The organism is Burkholderia sp. FERM BP-3421, assembly GCF_028657905.1.
Classification (GTDB): Bacteria; Pseudomonadota; Gammaproteobacteria; order Burkholderiales; family Burkholderiaceae; genus Burkholderia.
Genome location: NZ_CP117781.1, coordinates 988,541 through 1,007,438 on the forward strand (window position 1 = coordinate 988,541; position 18,898 = coordinate 1,007,438).

Below are 18,898 nucleotides of genomic sequence, written 5' to 3' on the forward strand. Positions count from 1 at the left end.
TGCGAAATAGTGACGCGACGCGCGAATCGATTCAATTGAAGGGAGAAATGCGATGGCCACGGTGGAAACCGAAGATATCGCCGCCGCGCCGGCCGCGGAGCGTGCGCGCTCCGGGCCGCTCGACGGCATCCGCGTGATCGACGCCGCGACGCTGTTCGCGGGGCCGCTCGCCGCGACGATGCTGGCCGACTATGGCGCGGACGTGATCAAGGTCGAGCATCCGACGGGTGATCCGGCGCGCAAGTACGGCGCGCGGCGCGACGACGTGCCGCTGTGGTGGAAAGTGCTCGCGCGCAACAAGCGCGCGGTCACGCTGAACCTGAGCGACGCCGAGGGCCAGCGCCTGTTCCGCGAGCTGGCGGCGCAGGCGGACGTCGTCGTCGAGAATTTTCGGCCCGGCACGCTCGAGCGCTGGGGGCTCGGCTACGACGCGCTGTCGGCGGTCAATCCGCGCCTCGTGCTGGTGCGCGTGACGGGCTTCGGCCAGTTCGGCCCATATTCGAGCCGGCCCGGCTTCGGCACGCTCGCGGAAGCCATGAGCGGTCTGGCCGCGCTGACGGGCGAACAGGACGGCCCGCCCCTGCTGCCGTCGTTTCCGCTCGCCGACACGGTGGCGGGGCTGACGGCCGCGTTCGCGATCATGACGGCGCTGAAGGCGCGCGAACGCACCGGGCGCGGCCAGGTGGTCGATCTCGCGATCATCGAGACCATGCTCGCGGCGATGGGCGCGCAGGTCACGAGCTACGACCAGACGGGCCAGGTGCCGGTGCGCACCGGCAATCGCTCGGCGAACAATTCGCCGCGCGGCGTCTATCGCACCGCGGACGGCAAGTGGGTGGCGCTGTCGACGTCCGCGCAGAGCATCGCCGAGCGCGTGATGCGGCTCGTGGGGCGCGCGGATCTGATCGACGAACCGTGGTTCGTGAACGGCGCGGAACGCGCCCGGCACGCGGACGAGCTCGACGAAGCGGTCGGCGGCTGGATCGCGCGGCGCACCCGCGACGAGGTGCTGGACGAATTCGAGCGCGCGGAAGCGGCGGTCGCGCCGATCTATGACGTCACCGACGTGCTGCGCGATCCGCAATATGCGGCGCTCGGCTCGGTGGTGTCGGTGCCGGACGCGGAGCTGGGCGCCTTTCGCACCCACAACGTGCCGTTCCGCCTGTCGGACACGCCCGGCGCGATCCGCTGGGGCGGGCCGCGGCGCGGCGCGCACAACGACGAGGTGTTCGGCGCATTGGGACTGGAGCGGCCCGAGATTGCCGCGTTGACTGAACGGGGAGTGCTATGAAGAGCAGTGCGACGTACCGCAGTTACCTGTATGTGCCCGCGCACAAGGCGCAGGTGGTGGACAAGGCGTATGCGAGCGAGGCCGACGCGATCGTGCTCGACCTGGAGGACGCCGTGCCCGCGAGCCACAAGGCCGAGGCGCGCAAGGCCGCGGCCGAGGTGCTCGCGGCCGGGCCGTCGAAGCCGACCTACGTGCGCATCAACCCGGCCTCGAGCCCGTGGTGCCGCGACGACGTCGAGGCGATCGCGCTGCCCGCGCTGCGCGCCTTGCGGCTGCCGAAATGCGATCGGCCGGAGCAGATCCGCGCCGTGGCCGGCTGGCTCGACCAGCTCGACTGCGAGGCGGGGATCCAGATCCTGATCGAGTCGGCCTATGGCGTCGAGACGGCCTATTCGCTGGCGACGGCGTCGCCGCGCCTCGAACGGATCGGGCTCGGCGAGAGCGACCTGCGCGCGGACTTGCAGGTCGGCGTCGACAATTTCACGCTGGAGGTCTGCCGCGCGCGGTGCGTGATCGCGTCGCGCGCCGCGGGGCTCAACGGGCCGATCCAGACGGTCCATCACACGTTGACCGATCTCGACAGCCTGCGCGAATCGACGCAGCGCGCGAAGTCGATGGGCTTCGTCGGCCGCTTCGCGATCCATCCGTCGCAGCTGCCGATCATCAATGAAGTCTGGACGCCGTCCGGGGACGAGATCCGCGCGGCCGAGCGCGTGCTCGAAGCGGTCGATGCGGCGGCCGGCGCGGAGAGCGCGTCGTCGGTGTTCGTGCTGCCCGACGGCCGGGTGGTCGCGCCGCCGCTGATCGCGAATGCGCGCGTGACGCTGGCGCTCGCGAACAATCTGCGCGCGAGCGGGGCCCTCGCATGAGCGCGCCGGCAACGTTCGCGCCGGGTTCGGGCGCCGTGGTGGCGGGCCCGGCGCTGCCGCCCGACGGCATCGTCGGCGCGCTCGGGCGCTTCGCCGCGTCGGTCCGCGCGGAGGGGCTCGACCGCAAGTTGCGCGAGGAGGCCGCCGCGCGCGTGCTCGACGTGGTCGGCAACAGCCTGATCGCGCATCGCGAGCCGGTCGCGCGCTCGGTGCTGGAGGTCGCGCGCCGCTGGGCGGGCCAGGGGCGCGCGAGCGTGATCGGCGCGTTCGACCGGCTGCCGGCCGCGAGCGCCGCGCTCGTCAACGGCACGCTCGCGCATGCGATGGACTTCGACGATTCGCACATGCGCTCGGTGCTGCATCCGAGCGCATCGGTGATCCCGGCCGCGCTGGCCGCCGCGCAGGCGAGCGGCGCGTCGGGCGCGGCGTTTCTCGATGCGCTCACGGTCGGCACCGAGATCTGCATCCGGCTCGGCGTGGCCGCGTACAACGAGCGGCTGGGCAACTCGGTGTTCTTCGAGCGCGGCCAGCACGCCACCTCGATCTGCGGCACGATCGGCGCGGCCGCCGCGGCCGCGATGCTGTTCGACCTCGACGCAGGGCAGATCGCGGCGGCAATCGGCATCGCCGCGAGCATGGGGGCGGGGCTGCTCGAAGCGAACCGCACCGGCGGCTCGGTGAAGCGGATCCATTGCGGCTGGGCGGCGCACGCGGGCGTCAGCGCGGCCGAACTGGCGGCCGCGGGCGTCACCGCGCCGCCGACCGCGCTCGAAGGGCGCTTCGGGTTTTTCCATGCCTGGTGCGGTGACCTCGCGGACGTCAGCGCGGTGTTGCGCGATATCGGCACGACGTGGGAAACCCGCCGGATCATCTTCAAGCCTTACCCATGCAACCATTTCACGCATCCGGCCATCGACGCGGCCTTGCAGCTGAAGGCCGAGGGCGTGCAGGCGGACGACGTGGTGGAGGCCGAGCTGCGGGTGGCCGCCTCGACGCTGCGCACGATCGGCGAGCCGGCCGAGTTGAAGGCGAACCCGCCGAACGGCTATGCCGCGGCGTTCTCGGGACCGTATACGGTCGCGGCGGCGCTGCTGGGCGGCGGCGGGCTCGGGGTGTGGTTCGACGATTTCGACGATGCGCTGGCGCGCGATCCGGCGCGCCGCGCGCTCGCCGCGAAGGTGCGCTGCGTCGCCGATCCGTGGTGCGACACGCGCTTTCCGGATTTCCTGCCGGCGGTGCTGCGCGTCACGCTGCGCGACGGGCAGGTGCGCGAGGCGCGCATCGAATCGAGCAAGGGCACGAATTCGCGCCCGCTCACCGAACAGGAGCTGACCGCGAAATTCGCGTTGGCCGCGAGTTCCGTACTCGGCATGACGCGCGCGCTTGCGTTGCGCGATGCGGTGCGGGCACTGGTGGACGATGCGCCGCTCGACGCGCTCGCCGAACTGGCGGCGAGCGGCGTGGACGACGGGCAGGACACGACACAGGGAGGAGACGCATCTTGACGGCACGACGTTGGGTAAATCGACCGCCGGGTTCGAACTGGGGGGAATTCGGTCCGGACGATCAGAAGGGGCGCTTGAACTGGCTGACGCCGGAGAAGGTGCGCGAGGGTGCGGCGGAAGTGCGGGAGGGTTTGACGTTCTCGTTGAGCCTGCCGCTGGACGTGCCGCGCGGAGGCGGGTTGAACGCGCGCAGGAAGCCGCCGGCGATCATGCCGGCGCTGCTGAACGAGCGGCCGTACTTCGGTTATAGGGCGGAAGAGCAGATCGCGAACGCGACGGACGTGGTGTGCGACGACGCGTTCTGCATGCACTCGCAATTCTCGACGCAGTGGGATGCGCTGTCGCACGTGGGCGGGCTGTTCGACGCGGATGGAGACGGAGAGGCGGAAGCGGTGTTCTACAACGGCTACCGGTTGGGCGAACACGTGCGGGTGCCGGAACAGGGCGCGGTGCGCGGCGGCGCGCAGGCGCTGGGGATCGAGGTGATGGCGGCGACGGGCGTGCAGGGTCGCGGGGTGTTGATCGACCTGCGGCATCACTTCGGGCTGGGCCGGACGAAGGTGGGCTACGAGCAGCTGATGCGGGTGATGGACGTGGATGGAGTGCGGGTGGAGCGCGGTGACATGGTGTGCATCCACACGGGCTTCGCGGAGTTGTTGTTGAAGGACGAGACGGGAGAAGGAGACACGCTGTCGCAGTGCTGCGTGCTGGACAGCGCGGACGAGAGGCTGTTGAGGTGGGTGGACGAGAGCGGGCTGTCGGTGCTGGCGGCGGACAATCACGCGGTGGAGGAGCGTCCGAAGGGGGCGGGAGCGAAGGCGGAGCGCGGGGCGGCGATGCCGTTGCACGAGCTGTGCCTGTTCAAGCTTGGGATCCACCTTGGGGAGCTGTGGCACCTGACGCCGCTGGCGACGTGGTTGCGGGGGAAGGGGCGCAACCGGTTCCTGCTGACCGCGCCGCCGCTGCATATCCGCGGGCTGGTGGGGTCGCCCGTCAACCCGGTCGCGACCGTCTGAGCGAGCAGGCGCGCGGGCGGCGTCGGCCGCCCGCAAGTTTTTAGTCGACCAATGGACAGGAATTTCGCCGGGCTTCACGTGCGGCGGACACAATATTCATATAAAAAGTCTTATTCGAAACAGCTATATCAATAATTTATTTTCGTCAAGATTGGACTATTCTTGTGCGTTGCACTAAATATCAGGTATTTCTTGTTCCGAAATTCGGAACATGGGATCGGTACCTAATCTGTTTGGTGGATGATCGCAATCATGAATCTACGTTCGATCGACTTGAATTTGCTGGTGATCCTCGACGCGCTGCTGACGGAGCGCCAGGTCACGCGGGCCGGCCAGAAGGTGGGGCTGACCCAGCCTGCCGTGAGCAATGCGCTGGCGCGGCTGCGCTATGTCTTCAAGGACGAAATCCTGGTGCGCACCGCGGTCGGCATGGAACTCACGCCGCGCGCCAAAGCCCTGGTCACGCCTATTCGGCAAGTCATGAAACAAATCGAGGAATTATTTGAATTGGATTATCAATTCAACCCTTTTACGTCGGAGCGGCATTTCACGGTCCGAATGTCGGATCTGATTGAATTGTTGATATTGCCGAATCTGCTGCGGCGCATTCGCGACACCGCGCCGCGCATCGGCATGGACATCATGCACCTGAGCGCCGCGAAGACCGCCGAGGCGCTCGAATCCGGCCGGCTCGACCTCGCGATCAGCGCGGGCCTCGAGCACTCGGGCGGGCTCGCCTCGCAGACGGTATTCCAGGACCGGCTCGTGTGCGTCGTGAGCCGCGCCCATCCCGAGGCGGACCGGCCGCTCACGCTGGAGCGCTTCGTCGCGCTCGACTTCCTCAACGTGTCGATCAATCCCGTCGATCACGGGCTGGTCGACACGATGCTCGCGAACCTGCGCTGCACGCGGCGGATCGCGCTCAACGTGCCGCACTGGCTCGTCGTGCCGAACATGCTCGACGCGCTGCCCTACGCGGTCATCATGTCCGAGCGGCACGCGCAGAGCCTCGGCGACGCGCGCCTCGTGATCCGCGAACTGCCGCTGCCGATGGAGCCCGTCACCTGGTCGCTGTACTGGCACCGCCGGCACGACGCGAGCAACGCCCACGCGTGGCTGCGCAACTGCATCGCCGAGGTCGCGGAAGCGCTCGAAGCGCGCGTCCCCGACGTCGCGTGTCTCGCCTGAGCGGCGTGGCTCAGGCGATCACCAGCCGCGGCGGCAGCGTCGAGACGTCGGGCTGCGCGTCGAGCCGCCACAGATAATCGAGCGCCGCGCGGATCTGCGCGGGGCGCCAGTGACGCCGGCAGTTCTTCGTGAACTTCGCCTCGTAGTCGGCGCGCTGCATCGGCCGGCTCGGCGAGCCGGGCAAATCCTCCACTTCCTTCGTGCAGCGCGCGCCGTCGTCGCAGATCGCGGTCACCCGGTTGCCCGCGTGCGCGGGATAGCGCGCGCTCAGCGCCGGATCGGCGTGCACCGTGATCGTGCGGATCAGCGCGAGCAGCGTCGGATCGCGGCGCGCGGCCGACGAATAGCTTTCGGTCGTGATGTCGCCGTCGAGCATCGCGCGCGCGACGATGTACGGCAGGCTGTGGTCGGCCGTCTCGTGCGTGGTGGGCGCCCATTTCTCGGGATCGCGTCCGGCCGTCACGTAGCCGACCTCGGTCGTGTGCACCTCGATCGCGCGGATCCGCCGCAGGTCGCCGATCTGCGCGGCGACGTCGAGCGCGGCCGGGATCGCGGTCTGGGTGAGGCCCTGCGCCGGGTAGTACTTGACGAAACAGCGCGCGATCCGGAAATCGCCGCCGCGCCCGCCGAATGCGCGCGTATCGACGGCGAACGGCCCGGACACCTGCGGAAAGAAGCCCGCGAGCCCCTCGAAGATCGGGGCGGGGCCGGTGAGGCCCGCGCGCGCGAGCTGGGTCGAGAACACCGCGTTGCGCGCCGCGTCGGCATCGGCGAGCGCCTTCCAGTTCGACAACTGCTGCACGCGGGTCTGGTTCAGCGCGAGATGGCTGTTGATCGACAGGTTGACCGCCTGCACCAGCTGCGGCGTCGGCAGGCGCATCAGCTTGCCGGCCGCGAGCGCGACCGCGGGCAGGCTGTAGCAGGTGTGGTCCCAGCCGCGCGGGCTGATCGCGGCCGCGTCCATCAGCCGGCAGGCGATCTCGTAGGCGATCGCGATCGACAGGATCAGGTCGCGGCCGCTCGCGCGCTGCGCTTCCGCGACCGCGAGGCAGGCGGCCACGTTGTCGCTCGGGTGGCCGGTTTCCTTGCCGGCGTAGGCGTCGTTGAAGTCGAAGTAGCGCAGCGCCGTGCCGGTCGCGAAGGCGGCGAGGTCGGGGCTCGTGCGGCGGTTCGTGCCGAGCACGGTCGCGGTGCCGCCCGCCGAGGCGAGCGCGGCGTCGCGCGCGATCCGCACCGGGCCTTCGTCGTAGGCGGCGATCGCGCAGCCGAGCGCGTCGATCAGGTGCGCCTTGATGGTTTCGACGGTCGCGGCGTCGAGATCCGCGTACTGCAGGCCGGCCGCGTAGTCGGCGAGCTGCTGCGCGAGATCCGGGCCGGCCGCGGCGTCGGGCGGGGCGTCGGCGGCGAGGGCGTGCGCGAGCGGCAGCAGGGCGGCGCTGCCGGAGAGCGCGGCGAGGAAGTGTCGGCGGTTCATGGGGAGGGCTCCAGGTTGTCCGGGGATGGTCAGAACAGCTTGCGCAGGCCGAGCGCGACGCCCGCGCTGCCGGTGCGGTCGGCGGCGAGCGTGTAATGCAGGAAGTTGTAGTTGTAGTTGTCGAAGTCGAGCGCCGCACGATGCGCATAGCCGCCCGCGAGATACAGCGTGACGGTCTTCGACAGGAAGTAGTTGAGCTGCAGCGTGACCTGCTGCGGGTTGCTCGGCTGCGCGCTCGCGCCGGTGCTGCCTGGATTCTGCTTGTCGATGTGTTCGTAGTAGGCCGCGCCGATCACCTGCAGCACGTCGGACACGCTGTAGCGCACGCCGGCCCACCAGAGCGTGAAGTTCGTCACGACCGACGCGGTGTTGATGTTGCTCTGCCCGTGCGCCACGCCGCCGATCAGCTGCGCGCGATCGAGATAGACGATCGCCGACGCCGCGTAGCGCCGGAAATGCGCGAAGCCGCCCGGCTGCGGGGTGTGGACGTCGTCGAACGCGGCGGCGGCCGAGAACGGGCCACCCGAGTAATCGAAGCCCGCGCCGTAGGCCGCGCCGGACTGGAACGCGCCCGCCGTGTTGCTGAACGCATAGTGCGCCTCGACCGTCAGCGCGCCGAGCTTGGCCAGGTACTTGGCGACATTGTTCTCGCGGTAGTTCAAGCCCACGATCGCGCCGTCCGGTTCGTAGATCGTCGAATACGCGCCCGTCGGCGAGTAGCGCTCCATGATGTCGAACAGCGTCGTGTACTGGCGGCCGAGCCGCAGCGCGCCCCACTGCGGGTGTTGCAGCGCGACCCACGCGCCGCGGTCGAAGCCGCCCGCGCCGACGCCCGTGCCGTTGTTCATGTTGATGCTGCTTTCGAGGCGGAACGCAGCCTGCCAGCCGCCGCCGAGATCCTCGACGCCCTTCAGCCCCCAGCGCGAGCCGCTCTTGCCGCCCGACGCCATGCGCACGAGCGTGGCGGCGCTGCCGCCCGGGCCGGCCTGGCCGGTCAGGAATTCGGTGTAGACGTCGGCGACGCCGTACAGCGTCAGGTTGGCCTGCGCGCACGCGCCGGCCGAGACGAAGCCCAGCCCGCAGAGCGCGGACATCCGCTTGCCCATTGTTTGTCTCCGGTTTGGTTTTGTTGTGTGTCGCGCGGGGCGGGCGGCGCTTGGGGAGGCGCGCCGCCCGCCGCGTCATCCGGGGCGCAGGGCAAACAGGCGGCGACGCGCGCGCGGAGCGGGGCGGCAAGGATTCATCGGGCGTCGCGCGTGTCGAGGCGCGCGCGCACCGCCGCGTCGCGCGCGAGGATGCGGCGCGCGCGGGCGACGCCGGGCGCATCGACCATCTTGCCGTCGATGCGCAAGGCGCCGCGGCCGTCGGCGCGCGCGTCCTCGTAGGCGGCGAGCAGCGCGCGCGCGTCGCGCACGGCGGCCTCGTCCGGCCGGAACGCGCGGTTGAGCGCGTCGACCTGGAGCGGGTGGATGCAGGTCGCGCCCGCGTAGCCGAGTTCGGCGGAGGCGCGCGCGATGCGCTCGAACGCATCGAGGTCGCGCAGCTCGTCGAGCCCGCCGAGCAGGCCGAGCGGCTGGACCCCGGCCGCGCGCGCGGCGATCACCAGCAGCTGCTTCGGCACGCGCAGCACGTCGGCGCTGGCGGCGCTCTCGCAGTTCAGCGCGAAGTCGCCGCCGCCCAGCATCATCGCGGCGACGCGCGGCGACGCGCGCGCGATGCGCTCCATCGCCTGAAAGGCGCGCGGGGTCTCGATGATCGCGATGACCCGGGTCGCGCCCGGCGACGCACCGGCCGCGTCTTCGAGCGAATCGAGCAACGCGTCGATCGCTTCGAGATGCGACGCGCCGCGCACCTTGGGCAGCACCACCCCGTGCGCGCCGGCCGCGACCGCCGCGCGCAGGTCCGGCACCAGCAGGTCGAGCGGATCGTTCACGCGCACCAGCACGTCGTGGCCGGCGGCGGCGAACAGCGGCACGCTCGCCGCGAGGGTCGCGCGCGCCGCTTCCTTCTGCGCGGGCGGGACGCTGTCCTCGAGGTCGAGGATCAGCGCATCGGCCGCGCTGCCCGCGGCCTTGTCGACGAAACGGGGTACGTGGGCGGGCACGTAGAGCATCGAACGCCAAACGGGTTGGGTCGGTACAGTCATCATGTTTCCAAAAAATGAAAGTCACTTTTATTTTTGTGGGTGATGGGGCAATTCGTCAAGGCTATGGTTAACGCCTAGAATTAGCGGGGAGATGCGCGAATTTGGCCGGGCTTGTCCGGATGCGGTCAAGGTTGCCGATTCAAAGCTTCTGCGTATAATGAAAGTGACTTTTATTTTTAAGGGGCTCTGGGCGAGGTCTCGGCGGCGTCGTCCGGCCCCGGAAGAGGTGGACATGAGTAAAGAGCCAGAAGGCGGCGTGGCCGCCGTCAACCGTGCGCTGACCGCGCTGCTCGCGTTCGGCGACGCGCCCAACGGGCTGATGCTCGCGCAGGTCAGCGAGGCGACCGGCCTGAACATGAGCACGCTGCTGCGGATGTTCGAGTCGCTCGAACAGTTCCGTTTCATCAAGCGCCTGCCGGACGGGCGCTACGTGCTCGGGCCCGCCGTGTTCCAGCTGGGCATGATGTACCGCGAGTCGTTCCAGCTGCGCGAGCATGTCGCGCCGATCCTCTCGCGCCTGTCGGCGCAGACGGGCGAGACGGCCGCGTACTACGTGCGCGAGGGCGACCAGCGGGTCTGCCTGTTCCGCTTCCAGGCGCAGCGCGCGGTGCGCACGCATCTGCGCGAGGGCGACCGCTTTCCGCTGGAGGCCGGCGCGGCGGGGCGCGTGCTGCTCGCGTTCTCCGGCGCGCGCGGCGGCGATCATGACAAGACGGTCGAGCTAGGTTACGCCGTGTCGCAGGGCGAGCGCGACCCGGAGAGCGCGGCGGTCGCGTGCCCGGCGTTCGGCGTCGGCCGGCTGTTGAGCGGTGCGATCTCTCTGGGCGTGCCGCTGTTTCGCTTCAACAAGAAGGTGCTGGCGGAATACCTGCCGCTCGTGCAGGCGGCCGCGCAGGAACTGACGCACGTGCTCGGCGGCGACCTGCCCGCGGGCGCGGGCAGCGCCGCCGCCGACGCGCTCGGCGCGCTGCACGAGTAGCGGCGCCGGGCGGCGGACCTTACCCACACTCACAACCAGGAGACATCGATGTTCGTTCCAGAGACGCAAGCCGCGCAGGCGGCAGGCGGGCGCCGTCGCGCGCCTGCCGGTCCGATTCACCCGAAGCGCTTCGACCCGGACGCGCAGGGGCCGCTCGCCGGCGTGCGCGTGGTGGACTTGTCGCGGTTGATGGCGGGCAACATGCTGAGTGTGCAGCTCGCGGACTTCGGCGCGGACGTGGTGAAGGTCGAGAGCGAGCGCGGCGATACGCTGCGCGCGGTCGGCGCGGGCGGCATCAGCACCAACTGGAAGGTTTACGGGCGCAACAAGCGCAGCGTGTGCGTCGACCTGCGCACGCCCGAGGGGCGCGAGATCGTGCGTCGCCTGGCGCGCGACGCCGACGTGTTCATCGAGAGCTTCAAGCCCGGCGTCGCGGAGCAGATGGGCCTCGGTCCGGACGATCTGTTCGCGGTGCAGCCGTCGCTCGTGATCGCGCGGATCTCCGGCTGGGGGCAGACAGGGCCCTACCGTCACAAGCCGGGGTTCGGCACGCTGGCGGAAGGCTATGCGGGGTTTGCGGCGATCAACGGCTTCGCGGATCGCGAGCCGGTGCTGCCGCCGATGTTCCTCGGCGACATGACGGCGGGGCTGTCCGGCGCGATCGCGGTGCTGGTCGCGCTGCACGCGCGCGACGCGCAGCACGCGGCCGGGCAGGTGATCGACGTGTCGCTGTTCGAGCCGCTGCTGTCGATCCTCGGGCCGGCGGCGGCGAACTATGTGATGACGGGCAAGATCAAGGCGCGCACCGGCAGCCGTTCGTCGAACACCGCGCCGCGCAATGCCTACCGCACCCGCGACGACAAGTGGCTGTGCCTGTCGAGTTCGACGCAGGCGATGGCGGAACGCCTGTTCCGCGCGATCGGCCGCGCCGATCTGATCGACGATCCGCGCTACGCGACCAACGTGCAGCGCGTGCAGCATGCGGACGCGCTCGATGCGATCGTCGGCGAATTCATCGCCGCGCGCGACCTTGCCGAGAACCTCGCGTTCTTCGAGGAGTCGGGCGTGACGGTCGGCCCGATCCAGGATATTGCCCAGATCGTTCAGGATCACTATGTGATCGAGCGCGAGGCGCTGGTCGAGTTGCCCGACGACGAGGTGGGCAGCCTGCCGATGCACAACATCGCGCCGCGCCTGTCGGAGACGCCCGGCACCTTCCGGCGTCCCGCGCCGGGCCTGGGCGAGCACAACCGCGAGATCCTGCTGCCGCTGCTCGGCGAGGACGAATATGCGCGGCTCGTCGAGCAGAAGGTGATTCGCGCGGCGTAGCGGGCGGCGCGTCGACGTACCCGCGCGACGCGGCCGCGATGGACGGCCGCGCGCGCGGTCATGCGAACGAAACCAATTGGAGGGGACACGATGGGAGCACGCTGGACACACCGGCCGCCGGGTTCGAACTGGGGGGAATTCGGTCCGGACGATCAGAAGGGGCGCTTGAACTGGCTGACGCCGGAGAAGGTGCGCGAGGGTGCGGCGGAAGTGCGGGAGGGTTTGACGTTTTCGTTGAGCCTGCCGCTGGACGTGCCGCGCGGGGGCGGGTTGAACGCGCGCAGGAAGCCGCCGGCGATCATGCCGGCGCTGCTGAACGAGCGGCCGTACTTCGGTTATAGGGCGGAAGAGCAGATCGCGAACGCGACGGACGTGGTGTGCGACGACGCGTTCTGCATGCACTCGCAATTCTCGACGCAGTGGGATGCGCTGTCGCACGTGGGCGGGCTGTTCGACGCGGATGGAGACGGAGAGGCGGAAGCGGTGTTCTACAACGGCTACCGGTTGGGCGAACACGTGCGGGTGCCGGAACAGGGCGCGGTGCGCGGCGGCGCGGAGGCGCTGGGGATCGAGGTGATGGCGGCGACGGGCGTGCAGGGTCGCGGGGTGTTGATCGACCTGCGGCATCACTTCGGGCTGGGCCGGACGAAGGTGGGCTACGAGCAGCTGATGCGGGTGATGGACGTGGATGGAGTGCGGGTGGAGCGCGGTGACATGGTGTGCATCCACACGGGCTTCGCGGAGTTGTTGTTGAAGGACGAGACGGGAGAAGGAGACACGCTGTCGCAGTGCTGCGTGCTGGACAGCGCGGACGAGAGGCTGTTGAGGTGGGTGGACGAGAGCGGGCTGTCGGTGCTGGCGGCGGACAATCACGCGGTGGAGGAGCGTCCGAAGGGGGCGGGAGCGAAGGCGGAGCGCGGGGCGGCGATGCCGTTGCACGAGCTGTGCCTGTTCAAGCTTGGGATCCACCTTGGGGAGCTGTGGCACCTGACGCCGCTGGCGACGTGGTTGCGGGGGAAGGGGCGCAACCGGTTCCTGCTGACCGCGCCGCCGCTGCATATCCGCGGGCTGGTGGGGTCGCCCGTCAACCCGGTCGCGACCGTCTGAGCGGCGCATCCCGCCGGGCCGCGCGGCCCGGCAGCCATCCGAGGAAAGCACATGTCATCGTTCCATCCGTCATCCATCGCCGCGCGGATCGACCGCCTGCCGGCGACCGCCAGCATCTGGAAGCTCGTCCTGTTCCTGAGCGTCGGCGGCTTCTTCGAGGTCTACGACCTGTTCCAGATGACCTATCTGCCGCCCGGCCTGATCCGCGACGGCATCTTCCACGCGGGCGCGCACGGCGTGCTCGGCATGTCGGACCAGGGCGCGCTCGGCGCGGCCACCTTTGCCGGATTGTTCGTCGGCGAGATGTTCGTGTCCCGCCTCGCCGATCGCTTCGGGCGGCGCGCGCTGTTCACGGGCGCGCTGCTGCTGTACACGGCCGCGAGCCTCGCGATGTGCGTGCAGTCGAGCGCGCTCGGCATCCTGCTGTGCCGCTTCGTCGCCGGCTGCGGAATTGGCGCGGAACTGATCACGATCGGCGCGTTCCTGACCGAGCTGGTGCCGAAGGCCGTGCGCGGCCGCGCGTTCGCGCTGTGTTTCGCGATCGGCTATCTGGCGATGCCGGTGCTCGCGTTCGTGTCGTGGCTGTGGGTGCCGCGCGCGCCGCTCGGGGTGTCCGGCTGGCGCTGGGTCGTGCTGCTCGGCGGCAGCGGCGCGGTGGTGGTGTGGTGGCTGCAGTCGCGCCTGCCCGAATCGCCGCGCTGGCTCGCACGGGTCGGCCGCGGAGCCGAGGCCGAGGATGTGCTGGGCGCGCTCGAACGCGCGGTCGAGCGGGAAACCGGCCGGCCGCTGCCCGCGCTCGTCGCGACGGAATCGAGCGCGGCGGCGGGCGTGCGACGTGTGTCGATGTGGGATCGCCATCATCGCGGCCGCACACTGATGCTGATCGCGTTCAACGCGTTCCTCAGCATCGGCTTCTTCGGCTTCAGCCAGTGGCTGCCGACGCTGCTCGCCGCGCAGGGCGCGACGATCACGAAGAGCCTCTGGTATGCGTTCGTGATCGCGTTCGCGTATCCGGTGTCGCCGTTCATCGCGGGTCTGCTGGCCGACCGGATCGAGCGCAAGTGGCTGATCGTGGCGTCGGCGGCGGGCGTCGCGCTGTTCGGCACCGCGTTCGCGTTGTCCGCGCAGGCGGCCTTCGTGATCGCGTTCGGCGTGCTGGTCACGCTGTGCAATACCGTGCTCGCGAGCAACGGCACCGCGTATCAGGCCGAGGTGTTCCCGACCGAGATCCGCTCGCGCGCGCTCGGCTTCGTTCATTCGATCGGGCGGCTCACGGGCATCGCGAGCAGTTTCCTCGTCGCGCTCTTGCTGGAGCGCGCGGGCGTGCCGGCGGTGTTCGTGCTGATCGGCGGCAGCATGCTGGTCGTGGTGCTGTCGATCGGGGTGTTCGGCCCGCGCACCAATCATCGGGCGCTGGATGAACTGCCGGGGGAGGCGGGAGCCGATGCGATGCGCGATGCGCATGATGCGGTACGGGGCGCTCGCGTGAACGCGGGGCGTTCCTAGCCGGAGAAGGGAGCCCGGGATGCGCAAGGCCCGCCCCGGGCTTGCGCGTGACACGGGCTCGCTGATCGAGGTGAGGCGCGTCTGCATGTTGCGGACGCGCGATGGCCGTCTACGCTGCGCTCAGGCGCGCCGAGGTCCTGGCGAGAACGAAGGCGGCAGGCAGTCAGCACATCTGAGGGCGCGAACGGGTGCATCGCGTCGCATCGAGTCGGGCACGCCATACCCGACACGTCACCCGCGACACCTGCCTGCATCGCTCCACCGTTCGACCGCTTGCCAGAAAAACGAACCCCCACGCTCTGGAAAACATGGGGTTCGTCAGTGGTCAGGCCCCGCAATACGGGGCCCGCGGCTCAGGCACGCGATTTCAGCACCTGCCTCAACGTTTCCACTTCCCATATCGTCATCGAAGCGTGCCAATCCGTCGTCCCTTCTATCCCGTCCGCCAGTTCCAGCACCGGGGGCGGAAATGAGAACGGGGCCGATCGGAACTGGATCGGACGAAATTCGAAATTGACGCCGGCCTGAGTGCGATCCAGATCGAAATTGGTCACATCGGGGTGAAATGTCGGCGATATCGAACTGACGCACATGTATTTGATGTCGCTCTTGGCGATGTTTTCCAATGACTGGAAAACAAGATCGTTCGAGAAATGGATGAAACAATCGCGGATGAAGATCAGGTCCGCCGCGGGCAGGGCGTCGCTCACGAGGTCCAGCGACATGAAGCGCCGCGAAGGCGATCCGTACGCAGCCGTATTGGATGCGACCAACGCGGGGACGATGTCGCCGCCGATGTAGTCGACGCCTGTCAGGTCGACCTCCTTCATCCAGTTGAAGTCGCCGCACGGCACGTCGAGCAGGCGCGACACGCCCAACTGGCGCAGGGCGGACGGCAGCGCTTCGATCAAGCGCTTCGTGTACCACAAGGCCGAGCCTTGACCGGAGCGGCTCTCGTCGCTTCCCCAGAGGTTGTTCCTATAGACTGATTCGAAGAATTCCTGACGATTGGTCATTGCTGTTCCCATGCTGAAAGGGCAATCCGTCGTGTGCGGCGAGTCTGGATGGTTTTGCACGATTCAGCCATTCTTCGAGACCCCAATATGGCCTCGCGCGATGGCAGATGGGCGGCTGCCCGGGTCGCGTCCCGATGCATCGGGACGACCATTCGCCGAGACGCGGATCGACGCAGGGGACAATTCAGGTGCTCCGCCGCTCAACGGGTTGGACGCTCGTCCCACGTATCCGCGCACTGATAGTACATCCCCGAAGGGGGGGGACTTGTCAAAGAGTTTGAACTCATCGAGGAATTCCAGGGCGAGGCCGCGTGAGACGCGCTGCGCGGCTGCCCCCGTGGCGCGCTCAGTCCGCGACGGGCAGGGCGACGGGCGCGCGGCGCGCCTCGTCGTCGTGCGACGCGAGTTCCTCCAGCGCGAGCCCCCTGGTCTCGATGCCGAGCAGCCACACCGCGCCCGCCGCCGCCGCGAACGACAGCGCCCCGAGCGTGAACACGCCGCCCTGGCCGAACACCGGCAGCACGACCCCGACGACGGATGGCCCGATCAGCGACCCGACCCGGCCGATCGCCGACGCGAAGCCCGAGCCGGTGGCGCGCGCGCCGGTGCCGTAGAGCACCGGCGTGTAGGTGTACAGCACCGCCCACATGCCGAACAGGAAGAACTGCATGGCGAGGCCGGTGCCGATCAGCAGCGCGACGCTCGCGCCATGCAGCGCGGTCTGGCCATAGGCGAAGGCCATCACCGCGCCGCCCGCGAGCGAGGCGATGCAGGTCGGCTTGCGCCCCCAGCGCTCGACGAGCCACGCCGCGCACAGAAAGCCCGGCACGCCGCCGAGCGAGATCAGCATCGTGTAGTACACCGATTGCGTGACCGCGAAGCCGGCCTGCTGGAGCAGCGCGCCGAGCCATGAAGTGAGACCGTAGAAGCCGAGCAGCGCGAAGAACCACAGCAGCCAGACCATCGTCGTGCGACGCCGGTAGCCGGCGCTCCAGATCTCGCGGAACGCGCCGCGCGCATGGGGCGCCGCCGGCGCGACGGCATGCCGTGCGGGTTCCGGCAACTGCGCGGCGCCGGTCGAGCGCATCACCTTCGCCTCGATCTGCGCGAGTACGCGCGCGGCGTCCGCGAGCCGGCCGCGGTGTTCGAGCCAGCGCGGCGACTCGGGCACGAGCCGGCGCACCACGAGCACGAACACGGCGGGCACCGCGAGCAGCGCGAACACGGTGCGCCAGCCGAAGCTCGGCAGCACGAAGTAGGCGATGAGGCCGGCCGTGATGAAACCGAGCGGCCAGAAGCCGTCCATCAGCGCGATCAGCCGGCCGCGCCGCGCGGCGGGCACGAACTCGGACAGCAGCGTCTGCGCGATCGGGAATTCCATGCCCATGCCGACGCCGAGCAGCACGCGATAGAGGATCAGCGCGTCGACGCTTTGCGCGGTCGAGCACAGCCAGGACGCGAGGCCCCACAGCACCATGCTCCACTGGAACACCGGGCGGCGGCCGAAGCGGTCGGCGAGCAGGCCGGCCACCGCCGCGCCGAGCACCATGCCGAAGAAGCTCGCACTCGCGACGAGGCCCGCCATCGCGGTCGACAGCCCGAATTCATGGCGGATCGAGCCGAGCAGGAAGGTCATCATGCCGAGATCGACCGAGTCGAAGAAGAACGCGACGGCGATGATGATGAAGATCAGCCGGTGATAGCCGGAGAACGGCAGGCGTTCGAGCCGGGCGGCGGCGCTGGCGGGGGCGGAAACGGGAGCGGCGGGCATGTCGACCTCTGGCGCGGAAGCGGCCCGGGCGGCGGGACGCCGCGGGGCCGGTCCGGTCAGTAGATGCGACCATTAATCGCCGCCATAGAAGGAAACCGGCGTCGGGGTGGAACGGGCGCGCCATCGGCGGCGGGCCCGCCCGGCGTCGGTGCTGGGGCGATCACTCGCAAGGCATTCATCTGAACGCCGGAGCGGGCGTGACGCGTTGCGCATGCTGCGCGCCCGGTTCGCGGCGGGCAGGGCGAGCGGTGCGGCGCGCCCGGGTGTTGCGACGTCCGCGCCTAGAACGCGAGCCCCTTGGTCTCGATGCCGAGCAGCCACACCGCGCCCGCCGCCACCGCGAACGACAGCGCCCCGAGCGTGAACACGCCGCCCTGGCCGAACACCGGCAGCACGATCCCGACGACGGCCGGCCCGATCAGCGACCCGATCCGGCCGACCGCCGACGCGAAGCCCGAGCCGGTGGCGCGCGCGCCGGTGCCGTACAGCTCCGGCGTGTAGGCGTACAACACCGCGCACATCCCGAACAGGAAGAATTGCATCGCGAGGCCGGTGCCGATCAGCAGCGCGACGCTTGCGCCATGCAGCGCGGTCTGGCCATAGGCGAAGGCCATCACCGCGCTGCCCGCGAGCGAGGCGATGCAGGTCGGCTTGCGCCCCCAGTGCTCGACGAGCCAGGCCGCGCACAGAAATCCCGGCACGCCGCCGAGCGAGATCAGCATCGTGTAGTACACCGATTGCGTGAGCGCGAAGCCCGCGTGCTGGAGCAGCGCGCCGAGCCATGAGGTGAGACCGTAGAAGCCGAGCAGCGAGAAGAACCACAGCAGCCAGACCATCGTCGTGTGACGCCGGTAGCCGCTGCTCCAGATCTCGCGGAACGCGCCGCGTGGATGCGGCGCGGCGGGTGCGCTGACGTACTGCGCCGGTTCCGGCAGATGGGTCGCGCCGGTCGAGCGCATCACCCTCGCCTCGATCTGCGCGAGCACGCGCGCGGCATCCGCGAGCCGGCCGTGGTGTTCGAGCCAGCGCGGCGACTCGGGCACGAGCCGGCGCACCACGAGCACGAACACGGCGGGCACCGCGAGCAGCGCGAACACGGCGCGCCAGCCGAAGCTCGGCAGCACGAAGTAGGCGATGAGGCCGGCCGTGATGAAGCCGAGCGGCCAGCAGCCGTTCAGCAGCGCGGTCGCCCGGCCGCGCCACGCGACGGACACGAACTCGGACAGCAGCGTCTGCGCGATCGGGAATTCCATGCCCATGCCGATGCCGAGCAGCACGCGGTAGACGAGGAGCGCGTCGACGCTCTGCGCGGTCGAGCACAGCCAGGACGCGAGGCCCCACAGCACCATGCTCCACTGGAACACCGGACGGCGGCCGAAGCGGTCGGCGAGCAGGCCGGCCACCGCCGCGCCGAGCCCCATGCCGAAGAAGCTCGCGCTCGCGACGAGGCCCGCCATCGCGGTCGACAGTCCGAATTCATGGCGGATCGAGCCGAGCAGGAAGGTCATCATGCCGAGATCGACCGAATCGAAGAAGAACGCGACGGCGATGATGAAGAAAATCAGCCGGTGATAGCCGGAGAACGGCAGGCGTTCGAGCCGGGCGGCGGCGTTGGGGGGAGAAGCGGCGGTAGCGGTGGGCATGGCGACCTCTGGTGCGAGGGCGGCCTGGGGCGGTGTGATGCGGCTGGGCCGGTCAAAT

14 protein-coding genes and 1 pseudogene are annotated in these 18,898 nt (G+C 69.6%); 9 read left to right on the plus strand and 6 right to left on the minus strand.

The window, feature by feature from the left end:
- Window positions 1–52: 52 nt before the first annotated feature.
- The 5 genes from Bsp3421_RS07425 (at window position 53) to Bsp3421_RS07445 (ending at window position 5,869) form a co-directional block, all read left to right on the plus strand.
- Window positions 53–1,291: a CaiB/BaiF CoA transferase family protein gene (locus Bsp3421_RS07425; RefSeq protein ID WP_273997707.1), complete on the plus strand. Its 1,239-nt coding sequence runs from the start codon at window positions 53–55 to the stop codon at window positions 1,289–1,291.
- Complete coding sequence (locus Bsp3421_RS07430) at window positions 1,288–2,160, plus strand: HpcH/HpaI aldolase/citrate lyase family protein (RefSeq protein WP_273997708.1); 873 nt, start codon at window positions 1,288–1,290, stop codon at window positions 2,158–2,160. The genes Bsp3421_RS07425 and Bsp3421_RS07430 overlap by 4 nt, the downstream gene beginning before the upstream one ends.
- Complete coding sequence (locus tag Bsp3421_RS07435; protein WP_273997709.1) at window positions 2,157–3,665, plus strand: MmgE/PrpD family protein; 1,509 nt, start codon at window positions 2,157–2,159, stop codon at window positions 3,663–3,665. Before Bsp3421_RS07430 ends, Bsp3421_RS07435 begins: the two co-directional genes overlap by 4 nt.
- Window positions 3,662–4,681, plus strand: coding sequence for a cyclase family protein (locus Bsp3421_RS07440; RefSeq protein ID WP_273997710.1), 1,020 nt, complete (start codon window positions 3,662–3,664; stop codon window positions 4,679–4,681). Before Bsp3421_RS07435 ends, Bsp3421_RS07440 begins: the two co-directional genes overlap by 4 nt.
- A 252-nt stretch (window positions 4,682–4,933) precedes the next feature.
- The gene (locus Bsp3421_RS07445) at window positions 4,934–5,869 is read left to right on the plus strand and encodes a LysR family transcriptional regulator (protein ID WP_273997712.1); all 936 of its coding nucleotides are present in this window, start codon (window positions 4,934–4,936) and stop codon (window positions 5,867–5,869) included.
- Window positions 5,870–5,879: 10 nt separating this feature from the next.
- On the opposite strand, the gene Bsp3421_RS07450 is transcribed toward Bsp3421_RS07445, so the two are convergent.
- The 3 genes from Bsp3421_RS07450 to Bsp3421_RS07460 all read right to left on the minus strand — a co-directional run bounded on the left by Bsp3421_RS07450 (window position 5,880) and on the right by Bsp3421_RS07460 (window position 9,489).
- Complete coding sequence (locus tag Bsp3421_RS07450) at window positions 5,880–7,343, minus strand: MmgE/PrpD family protein (protein ID WP_273997713.1); 1,464 nt, start codon at window positions 7,341–7,343, stop codon at window positions 5,880–5,882.
- Window positions 7,344–7,372: 29 nt separating this feature from the next.
- Window positions 7,373–8,449 carry a porin gene (locus tag Bsp3421_RS07455; protein ID WP_273997714.1) on the minus strand — a complete coding sequence of 359 codons (1,077 nt, stop codon included), beginning with the start codon at window positions 8,447–8,449 and terminating at the stop codon, window positions 7,373–7,375.
- Between the two features lie 134 nt (window positions 8,450–8,583).
- Window positions 8,584–9,489 (minus strand): HpcH/HpaI aldolase/citrate lyase family protein, encoded by a 906-nt coding sequence (locus Bsp3421_RS07460; protein WP_273997715.1) that lies wholly within the window; start codon window positions 9,487–9,489, stop codon window positions 8,584–8,586.
- 232 nt (window positions 9,490–9,721) lie between these two features.
- Here Bsp3421_RS07460 and Bsp3421_RS07465 point away from each other — a divergent pair, with 232 nt between their 5' ends.
- The 4 genes from Bsp3421_RS07465 (at window position 9,722) to Bsp3421_RS07480 (ending at window position 14,410) form a co-directional block, all read left to right on the plus strand.
- Window positions 9,722–10,468 carry an IclR family transcriptional regulator gene (locus Bsp3421_RS07465; protein WP_273997717.1) on the plus strand — a complete coding sequence of 249 codons (747 nt, stop codon included), beginning with the start codon at window positions 9,722–9,724 and terminating at the stop codon, window positions 10,466–10,468.
- Between the two features lie 48 nt (window positions 10,469–10,516).
- Complete coding sequence (locus tag Bsp3421_RS07470) at window positions 10,517–11,797, plus strand: CaiB/BaiF CoA transferase family protein (protein WP_273997718.1); 1,281 nt, start codon at window positions 10,517–10,519, stop codon at window positions 11,795–11,797.
- A 90-nt stretch (window positions 11,798–11,887) separates the two neighbouring features.
- Window positions 11,888–12,904 carry a cyclase family protein gene (locus Bsp3421_RS07475; RefSeq protein WP_273997719.1) on the plus strand — a complete coding sequence of 339 codons (1,017 nt, stop codon included), beginning with the start codon at window positions 11,888–11,890 and terminating at the stop codon, window positions 12,902–12,904.
- A 51-nt stretch (window positions 12,905–12,955) separates the two neighbouring features.
- Entirely contained in the window at window positions 12,956–14,410 is a 1,455-nt protein-coding gene (locus tag Bsp3421_RS07480; protein WP_273997720.1) for an MFS transporter, read from the plus strand.
- Window positions 14,411–14,763: 353 nt separating this feature from the next.
- On the opposite strand, the gene Bsp3421_RS07485 is transcribed toward Bsp3421_RS07480, so the two are convergent.
- The 3 genes and pseudogenes from Bsp3421_RS07485 to Bsp3421_RS07495 all read right to left on the minus strand — a co-directional run.
- The gene (locus tag Bsp3421_RS07485; protein WP_273997721.1) at window positions 14,764–15,426 is read right to left on the minus strand and encodes a class I SAM-dependent methyltransferase; all 663 of its coding nucleotides are present in this window, start codon (window positions 15,424–15,426) and stop codon (window positions 14,764–14,766) included.
- Window positions 15,427–15,772: 346 nt separating this feature from the next.
- The gene (locus Bsp3421_RS07490) at window positions 15,773–17,197 is read right to left on the minus strand and encodes an MFS transporter (protein WP_273997723.1); all 1,425 of its coding nucleotides are present in this window, start codon (window positions 17,195–17,197) and stop codon (window positions 15,773–15,775) included.
- Between the two features lie 287 nt (window positions 17,198–17,484).
- Window positions 17,485–18,840 (minus strand): annotated as a pseudogene (locus tag Bsp3421_RS07495) (MFS transporter); the annotation flags it as partial.
- Between the last annotated feature and the right edge of the window lie 58 nt (window positions 18,841–18,898).

Coding starts and splice junctions, on each gene's coding strand:
- Bsp3421_RS07425 (WP_273997707.1), top strand. CDS start 53: ATGGCCACGGTGGAAACCGAAGATATCGCCGCCGCGCCGGCCGCGGAG.
- Bsp3421_RS07430 (WP_273997708.1), top strand. CDS start 1,288: ATGAAGAGCAGTGCGACGTACCGCAGTTACCTGTATGTGCCCGCGCAC.
- Bsp3421_RS07435 (WP_273997709.1), top strand. CDS start 2,157: ATGAGCGCGCCGGCAACGTTCGCGCCGGGTTCGGGCGCCGTGGTGGCG.
- Bsp3421_RS07445 (WP_273997712.1), top strand. CDS start 4,934: ATGAATCTACGTTCGATCGACTTGAATTTGCTGGTGATCCTCGACGCG.
- Bsp3421_RS07450 (WP_273997713.1), bottom strand. CDS start 7,343: ATGAACCGCCGACACTTCCTCGCCGCGCTCTCCGGCAGCGCCGCCCTG.
- Bsp3421_RS07455 (WP_273997714.1), bottom strand. CDS start 8,449: ATGGGCAAGCGGATGTCCGCGCTCTGCGGGCTGGGCTTCGTCTCGGCC.
- Bsp3421_RS07460 (WP_273997715.1), bottom strand. CDS start 9,489: ATGACTGTACCGACCCAACCCGTTTGGCGTTCGATGCTCTACGTGCCC.
- Bsp3421_RS07465 (WP_273997717.1), top strand. CDS start 9,722: ATGAGTAAAGAGCCAGAAGGCGGCGTGGCCGCCGTCAACCGTGCGCTG.
- Bsp3421_RS07470 (WP_273997718.1), top strand. CDS start 10,517: ATGTTCGTTCCAGAGACGCAAGCCGCGCAGGCGGCAGGCGGGCGCCGT.
- Bsp3421_RS07475 (WP_273997719.1), top strand. CDS start 11,888: ATGGGAGCACGCTGGACACACCGGCCGCCGGGTTCGAACTGGGGGGAA.
- Bsp3421_RS07480 (WP_273997720.1), top strand. CDS start 12,956: ATGTCATCGTTCCATCCGTCATCCATCGCCGCGCGGATCGACCGCCTG.
- Bsp3421_RS07485 (WP_273997721.1), bottom strand. CDS start 15,426: ATGACCAATCGTCAGGAATTCTTCGAATCAGTCTATAGGAACAACCTC.
- Bsp3421_RS07490 (WP_273997723.1), bottom strand. CDS start 17,197: ATGCCCGCCGCTCCCGTTTCCGCCCCCGCCAGCGCCGCCGCCCGGCTC.